Annotated in this window: 5 protein-coding genes, 1 tRNA gene and 1 pseudogene; 6 read left to right on the forward strand and 1 reads right to left on the reverse strand. The window is 62.6% G+C overall.

Annotation, left to right across the window (positions count from 1 at the left end; genetic code table 11):
* Positions 1–99: 99 nt before the first annotated feature.
* Both I5M_RS02115 and I5M_RS02120 read left to right on the forward strand, forming a co-directional pair.
* A tRNA-Trp gene (locus I5M_RS02115) sits at positions 100–171 on the forward strand.
* Between the two features lie 417 nt (positions 172–588).
* Complete coding sequence (locus I5M_RS02120; RefSeq protein ID WP_148287808.1) at positions 589–1,917, forward strand: hypothetical protein; 1,329 nt, start codon at positions 589–591, stop codon at positions 1,915–1,917.
* Positions 1,918–1,999: 82 nt separating this feature from the next.
* Here I5M_RS02120 and I5M_RS02125 read toward each other — a convergent pair whose 3' ends face one another.
* A complete protein-coding gene (locus I5M_RS02125) occupies positions 2,000–2,788 on the reverse strand; it encodes an IclR family transcriptional regulator C-terminal domain-containing protein (RefSeq protein ID WP_022719892.1) in 789 nt (262 codons plus the stop codon).
* 348 nt (positions 2,789–3,136) lie between these two features.
* Here I5M_RS02125 and I5M_RS02130 point away from each other — a divergent pair, with 348 nt between their 5' ends.
* The 4 genes and pseudogenes from I5M_RS02130 to I5M_RS02145 all read left to right on the forward strand — a co-directional run.
* The gene (locus I5M_RS02130; RefSeq protein WP_022719893.1) at positions 3,137–4,495 is read left to right on the forward strand and encodes an aromatic ring-hydroxylating dioxygenase subunit alpha; all 1,359 of its coding nucleotides are present in this window, start codon (positions 3,137–3,139) and stop codon (positions 4,493–4,495) included.
* Positions 4,492–5,952: a glutamine synthetase family protein gene (locus I5M_RS02135; protein ID WP_022719894.1), complete on the forward strand. Its 1,461-nt coding sequence runs from the start codon at positions 4,492–4,494 to the stop codon at positions 5,950–5,952. The genes I5M_RS02130 and I5M_RS02135 overlap by 4 nt, the downstream gene beginning before the upstream one ends.
* A gap of 49 nt (positions 5,953–6,001) precedes the next feature.
* Positions 6,002–7,177 carry an ABC transporter substrate-binding protein gene (locus tag I5M_RS02140; RefSeq protein ID WP_022719895.1) on the forward strand — a complete coding sequence of 392 codons (1,176 nt, stop codon included), beginning with the start codon at positions 6,002–6,004 and terminating at the stop codon, positions 7,175–7,177.
* A gap of 252 nt (positions 7,178–7,429) precedes the next feature.
* Positions 7,430–7,700: pseudogene (locus I5M_RS02145) on the forward strand (branched-chain amino acid ABC transporter permease); the annotation flags it as partial.

Genomic DNA, 7,700 nt, shown 5'->3' on the forward strand with positions numbered 1-7,700 from the left:
CTGCGCCCAGCTGTAGCCGTTCTTGATGGCCCAGGCGATCGACTTGGCGCGGCCGTGCTCGCTCACGTAATAGCGGACGGTGACACAGTCGACCTGGATCGGCGGCTCAATTGGTAGAGCACCGGTCTCCAAAACCGGGGGTTGGGAGTTCGAGCCTCTCCACTCCTGCCAGCTGTTAAAATTTGGCGGGAATTTCAACGGGCGCGACACTGCCCCGGTTCGGACGACAATCGGCGGTCTCTTCGACAGCTGATAAAGAACATCGCGTCGCCAGCCAGCCGCTTTTTCTCCGTCACCTCGGTGTAGATCTGCGCCCTCGCTGGGGTGTCACAATCGAATATCGCCGTCGTCCGTCGGGGCAGGCCGGTCTCATCGCAGCGGAGTTTGGAACCAGCTGCCGAAGCTGCCTCCATGAACGGCTTGCCGCTGGGTGCTTAGTGAAGGTCGGGGGATCCCCGCGGGCTCCTGCGGCCCGAGAAGAGGAGTGGGCCTTTTCTCGTTTCGACGTCGGGCCAAGGCGCAGTTTGCCGCGCGGTAAAGGGGCTCCGTTCTGCTCGACTTATTATCGAAGTCAACAACCTTCGGGCGATGTCCGAGGTGCGCTATGGTTCTGGTTGCAATTCTTGTCAGAAGGGGGCGCGCGCTGCCTCTGTCGCCATGTCGCTGTCCTCCGCGGCCTGCCAAGCAAGTTCGAAGATCGTCGCCATCCTTGTTGTGGGAACGATCGTATTCGCTCACATCGGAACGCTGTGGCTTCCATTTGTGAACCAAGAGCAGGCCTTCAATGCGGCTGCCCGCTACTTTCACACTGGCGACATTGCCCTTGCTCAAAGGTTCTTCAACTCTGATGCAAACACACTTGTGCTGGGTGCCGTCGGGGCAGCGCTGGCGGAGCTATTGCACATCGACACCGATTGGGGATGCCGACTGGTTTCCCTCATCGGCTTTGCGGTATTCGCCGCAGCCCTGCAGTCGCTGATCACACAAGCCGGGCTGACCACTTGGCTGCTCTCGGCTGCGATAATGGTCAATCCTTTGATTTGGGTTTTTGCCGGTAGAGGGACCGCGGATTTTCCGCCGATGGCGTTTGCAATGGCCGCCATTGCGATCTGTTGGCGCGCGCAGGGCATCGCCATGGCAGTAGCAGGCGCCCTCGTGTTCGCTTTCGCGGCGGCTTTGAAATATCACGCCGTGCTTCTGCTGCCGCTGTTCGCCATGTCACCTGCACCTCGCCAGTCAGCCACCTTCAGGGTGTTTATGGTGACGACTGTCTCGATAGCGACCCTTGTCACTCTCTCAGCCTATAACGTTGCCGTGTTTAGGTCTTTTGGATTCTGGCTCACGTCTCCTCAGTGGGTGAGCGCACACGGGCCGACGGTGCAGAACATCTTGACCAACATAGTCCATTATGGGGGCTTTCTAGCTCTTCTCGGAATGCCATTCTCGCTTCAGAGCGCCTTCGCGAGCCCAGCGGGTCGGATCTTCAAGATTCTCGCCGTCGGAATGGTCGCCTTGATGGGAGCCGCGATGCCGCCGTCCGCTGGCGAGATGAACTTCGGTCCGTTCGATCGCTGGGTTGGCGCAAGCTTTTCGGGAGTCGTCCTTGCTGGCCTGTTCGCAATCTTCGTGTTCAGTCTGTTGAACAGATTGCAGAGCGTTCAAGATCGAAGCGTAGTAGGCGCGATCGTGTTAGTTTTGCTGGCATTGTCATTCAGTCGCCCCGCGCAGCGCTACCTAATTTTCGTGGTGCCCATCTACGTGCTTTATTTGTCGGCGCCGACGCGGATCGACGTGCGTCGCTTTGCCGGTCCCCTAATAGCAATTTGCATTGCCATCAATATTTTCTCGGCTGTGACACAGAACTATTTCAGAGCTGCTCCATCGGAGCATTTTGGTGCCGCGCGGGAGTGGAAGTAACCGCTCGTCCTGCGAAAAAGCAGATTGGCTGTTCTGGTACCGCCGGCTTTGTATCGACAATGGACGACCTGATCGCGGCCGTTCACACGATCAGCGGCTGCGCCTGCTCGGCGAGGCGGCGGAGTGGCGGCAGGAAGCGGTCGATCATTTCGCCGGTAGTGATGCGGTCGACATGGGCGCCGATATTGGCGGCGGCGACGATGACGCCGTCGTAGCGGCGGATCGGAACCGCGATCGAGCGGAAGCCAGGCTCGGCTTCGAGATCGACCAGTGAATAGCCGCGGTTGCGGTCGGCGATGATAGTGGCGACGAGCGTCGGCTTGTCGATGATGGTCTCGGGCGTCTGCTGGACCAGGTTCATCGCACCGATGGTCGCGGCCAGCGTGTCGTTGTCGAGCCGGCTGAGCAGCACACGGCCGACCGAGGTGCAGAACAGCGGCAGGCGGTAGCCGAGATCGATGCCGGCGGAAAACACCCGCGCCGGGCTGGAGCGGGCGACGAACACCGCGTCGTCGCCGTCCAGAATCGCCAGCGAGCAGACTTCCTTGGCGGTCGCCGAAACCTCGTCCATCAGCGGCTGCAGCACGGCGCTGATCTGGTTCGACGCCAGATAGGAAGAGGCGAGGCCGAGCACCCGCGGCGTCAGCGCGAACAGCCGGTCGTCGCTGGTCACATAGCCGGCGCTGCGCAGCGTCATCAGCACCCGCCGCACGGTGGCGCGGGGCAGGGCGCAGGCCTTGGCCAAGTCGCTCAGCGTCATCGGCCTGCGTTCGGCGCCGAACGCTTCGATCACGCGCAAGCCGCGCGCCAGGCTTTCGATGGTCTCCGGCGTGTCGCTAGCCTCGGTCTCCGGACGTTTCAACTTCGGCATATCAGACTGCGCACTGGCGATACGGGCACCATCACCCTCTACCACCGCAGTCGTATCGCGTTCGTCTGGCGAACACAAGTTCGAGGCTTGGGCCGGATGTTAGGCGTCTTCAGGCGTTGCGCTGCAACGTCGATGAGCATCATACGCTGAGAATTTCAGCTTGCTCGGAATGCACATTGGAGGCAATCTTATCTATATCGAACGTTTGTTCGTCTATCGAACGCGTTTTCGCGACGAAAATCCTGCGACAAGGGCGCACTGGCTTTTGCGAAGCTGTTGCGGCACCCAGCCTTGTCGCCTTCAATCAAAAGGCAGCACCGCGCGAGCTGCCGTCAGGAGGCCAACGCCATGATGAGTCAGGAACAGAACGATCTGATCACGCGGGTCGGACCGAATGCGCCGTGCGGCAAGCTGATGCGCGCCTATTGGCAGCCGGCGGCTCTCGTCGACGAGCTCGAAGGCGAGCGGCCGATCAAGCCGGTGCGGCTGCTCGGCGAAGACTTCGTGCTGTTCAAGGACGAGCAGGGCCGCTACGGCCTGATCGACCGCGATTGTCCGCATCGCGGCGCCGACCTCGCGTTTGGCCGGCTCGAGGGCGGCGGCCTGCGCTGCGCCTTCCACGGCTGGCTGTTCGACGTCGATGGCAAGTGCCTCGAGACTCCGGCCGAGCCGGCGGGCTCCAATCTCTGCGCTAACATCAAGCAGCGGTCGTATCCGGTGGTCGCCAAGGGCGGCATCCTGTGGGCCTATTTGGGCGCCGGCGAGCCGCCGGCGTTTCCGGAGATCGACTGCTTCGTCGCGCCCGATACGCACGTGTTCGCCTTCAAGGGCCTGTTCGAATGCAACTGGCTGCAGGCGCTGGAAGTCGGCATCGATCCGGCGCACGCCTCGTTCCTGCACCGCTTCTTCGAAGACGAGGACACCTCGCACGCGTACGGCAAGCAATTCCGCGGCGCGTCGGCGGGCAGCGATCTGCCGATGACCAAGGTGCTGCGCGAATACGATCGCCCGATCATCAATGTCGAGCACACCGAATACGGCCTGCGGCTGATCGCGCTGCGCCAGATCGACGACGAGCGCACCCATGTGCGCGTCACCAATCAGCTGTTCCCGCACGGCTTCGTCATCCCGATGAGCACCGAGATGACGATCACGCAGTGGCACGTGCCGGTCGATGATAACAATTGTTACTGGTACGCGATCTTCACCAGCTACACCAATCCGGTCGACAAGTTGAAGATGCGCGATCAGCGGCTCGAACTCTACGAACTGCCGGAGTACAAGTCGCGCCGCAACAAGCGCAACGACTACGGCTTCGATCCGCACGAGCAGGCCACTTCGACCTACACCGGCATGGGCCTCGATATCAACGTGCACGATCAGTGGGCGGTGGAGTCGATGGGGCCGATCCAGGATCGCACCCGCGAGCATCTCGGCCAGAGCGACAAGGCGATCATTCAGTATCGCCGGCTGCTGCGCCAGGAAATCGCCAAGGCCGAGTCCGGCCAGCGCCCGCTGCTGGCGCTCGACGCCGCCAGCGCGCGTGCTATTCAGGGCCCGGCCACGATGGACGGCATCGGCCCGAGCCGCGGCTGGGAGACCTATTGGATGGAGGTCGACGTCAATCGCCGCCGCGGCGCGCCCTGGGCTGCGCCGGTGCCGGCCGAAATCGCCGCCAAGGTCCCGCATCTGACGGCCGCCGAATGAACGTGCATCAGCGATACGCCATGGGCAACAGCCTGGCCGCCAAGCACGGACTGTGGTCCGAAGAGCAGATCGAGGCGGCGGCGCGCGTGCGCCGCATCGCCGAGGAGCAGGGGCTCGAGACCATCCGGTTCTCGTTTCCCGATCAGCACGGCATCCTGCGCGGCAAGACGCTGGTCGCCTCCGAAGCGCTGAACAGCCTCGACAACGGCGCCACCATCACCACCACGATGCTGGCGAAGGACACCTCGCACAAGACGGTGTTCCCGGTGTTTCAGGCCGGCGGCGGCTTCGGCATGTCGGAGATGCAGGGCGGCGCCGATGTCGTCATGCTGCCCGATCCGACGACGTTCCGCGTGCTGCCGTGGGCGCCGACCACCGGCTGGGTGTTGTGCGATTTGTACTTCGCCGACGGCCGTCCGGTGCAGTTCGCGACCCGCAACATCTATCGCGCGGCGCTGCAGAAGCTTGCCGACCGCGGCTTCGACTTCAAGGCGGGCCTCGAGGTCGAGTTTCACGTCTTCAAGGTCGAAGACGCCAAGATGCGGCCGGAGCATGCCGGCCAGCCAGGCGAGCCGCCGAGCGTCAGCCTGCTGTCGCACGGTTATCAGTATCTCACCGAGCAACGTTACGATCAGATGGAGCCGGTGCTCGAACTGATCCGCCGCGACATCGTCGCGCTCGGCCTGCCGCTGCGTTCGATCGAGGTCGAGTTCGGCCCGAGCCAGTGCGAATTCACCTTCCAGCCGACCGTCGGGCTGATGCCCGCCGATCTGATGGTGCTGTTCCGCGCCGCGGTGAAGCAGATCTGCCGGCGCCACGGCTATCACGCCACCTTCATGTGCCGGCCGCGAATTCCCAACGTGGTGTCGTCGGGCTGGCATCTGCACCAGTCGGTGGTGGGGCGCGACGGCGGTGGCAACGCCTTCATGTCGGATAGCGACGTGCTGTCGGATTTCGGCAAGCATTATCTCGCAGGGCTGATGACGCATGCGCGAGCCGCCACGGTGTTCACCACGCCGACGATCAACGGCTACAAGCGCTATCGCTCCTACTCGCTAGCGCCGGATCGTGCGATCTGGGGCCGCGACAATCGCGGCGTGATGCTGCGGGTGCTCGGCGGGCCAGGCGACAAGGCAACGCGGATCGAGAACCGCGTCGGCGAGCCGGCCGCCAACCCGTATCTCTACATGGCGTCGCAGATCCTGTCGGGTCTCGACGGCGTCGACCGCAAGCTCGATCCGGGCCCGTCGGCCGATACGCCTTATGAGACCAAGGCGGACCTGTTGCCGAAATCGCTGCGCGAGGCGATCTTCGCGCTGCGCGACGATCCGTTTTTCCGCACCGCTTTGGGCGGCGAATTCGTCGATTACTACACCTTCATCAAGAACGCCGAGATCGAGCGCTTCCAGGCCGAAGTGACGGAATGGGAACAGCGCGAATATTTCGAGATGTTCTGAGTATCGAACCAAACGCAACGACTGGATCAATCAGAGGAGAGGGAGACGGATGGTGAAAGCTTTTGGGTGGCTGTGCACGGCCGCTGCGATTACGTTGAGTGTCGGCGCCGCACAGGCCGAGACCATCAAGGTCGGCGTCATCGGCACGATGTCGGGGCCGTACGCGCTGTTCGGCAAGAACTTCAAGATGGGCATCGACGCCTGGGTCGCCGAGCACGGCAACAAGATCGGCAACGACACCGTCGAGTTCGTCTATCGTGACGAAGTCTCGCCGAACCCGGCGCAGTCCAAGGCTTTGGCCCAGGAGCTGATCGTCAAGGAGAAGGTGCAGTACCTCGCCGGCCTGTACTTCACGCCGGACGCGATGGCAGTGGCGCCGCTGCTGCAGGAAGCCAAGGTGCCGATGGTGGTGCTGAACGCCGCGACATCGGCGATCACCGAGAAGAGCCCCTACATCGTCCGCACCTCGTTCACGATGTTCCAGAATACCGTGCCGGCCGCCAAGGTCGCCAAGGAGAAGGGCGCCAAGAAGGTCGCGATCGCTGTCAGCGATTACGGCCCGGGCATCGACGCCGAGACGGCGTTCAAGAAGACCTTCGAGGCCGAAGGCGGTCAGGTCGTCGAAGCCATCCGCATGCCGCTGTCGACCACCGACTTCGGGCCGATCATGCAGCGTATCAAGGATTCCGGCGCCGACATGATCTTCACCTTCCTGCCGGCCGGCCCGCCGACGCTCGGCTTCGTCAAGGCCTACATCGACAACGGCCTCAAGGCTTCGAACGTCAAGCTGATGTCGACCGGCGACGTCGTCACCGAGCCGGACCTGCCGAACATCGGCGATTCCGGCATCGGCATCCTGTCGACATATCACTACGCGGTGTCGCACGACTCGCCGGAGAACAAAGCGTTCCTGGCGCAGTTGCAGAAGGACGGCGGCAAGCTCGACGAAATCACCATGACGTCGGTCGCGGCCTATGACGGCGCCCGCCTGATCTACAAGATGATCGAGGCCACCGGCGGCAAGCAGGATCCGGACAAGGCGATCGCGGCCGTGAAGGGCATGCAGTGGACCAGTCCGCGCGGACCGGTGTCGATCGATCCGACGACTCGCCATATCACGCAGAACGTCTATCTGCGCGAAGTCGAGAAGTCCGGCGACAAGCTGATCAACAAGGAGATCGAGACCTTCAAGGCGCAGCCCGACTGGGGCCTGGTTAAGCAGTAAGCCGAAACTTTGAGCCCTTCGCGCCTCGCTTGACGGCTTGGCGCGGAGGGCACTTGTCGACTATAGCGTTTTGCAGCGAAGCTGACGCCGCTTCGCCTCAAGAAAAACATCAAATCGAAACGCTCGAGTTATTGCGCTTGTGAATCTCACGAGCCGCGAGGACTCGACGCATCTCGCACGACAACGGAGTCGCGTTGTGAAGGCTGAACTGAGTCGAACGCCATCGGCAGCGTCCAAGCGGGCGGCAGGGTGATGCGGACGATTCTCGGAATCCTGCCCGACGCGCTCGCCTACGGCATGGTGCTGTTCACGATCTCGATCGGTCTGTCGATCATGATGGGCCTGATGCGCGTGGTGAACCTCGCGCACGGCGCGTTCGCGATGATCGGCGGCTATCTGGCCTCGTTCGCGCTGACCGCGCTCGGCGTGTCGTATCCAATCGCTATTCTGGTTGCCGTCATCGGCACCGTCATCGTTTCGGTGCCGTTCGAATTTCTGTTGTATCGCCGCATCTATCGCCGCT

Origin of the sequence: Rhodopseudomonas sp. B29 (assembly GCF_000333455.1) — a bacterium.
GTDB lineage: Bacteria > Pseudomonadota > Alphaproteobacteria > Rhizobiales > Xanthobacteraceae > Rhodopseudomonas.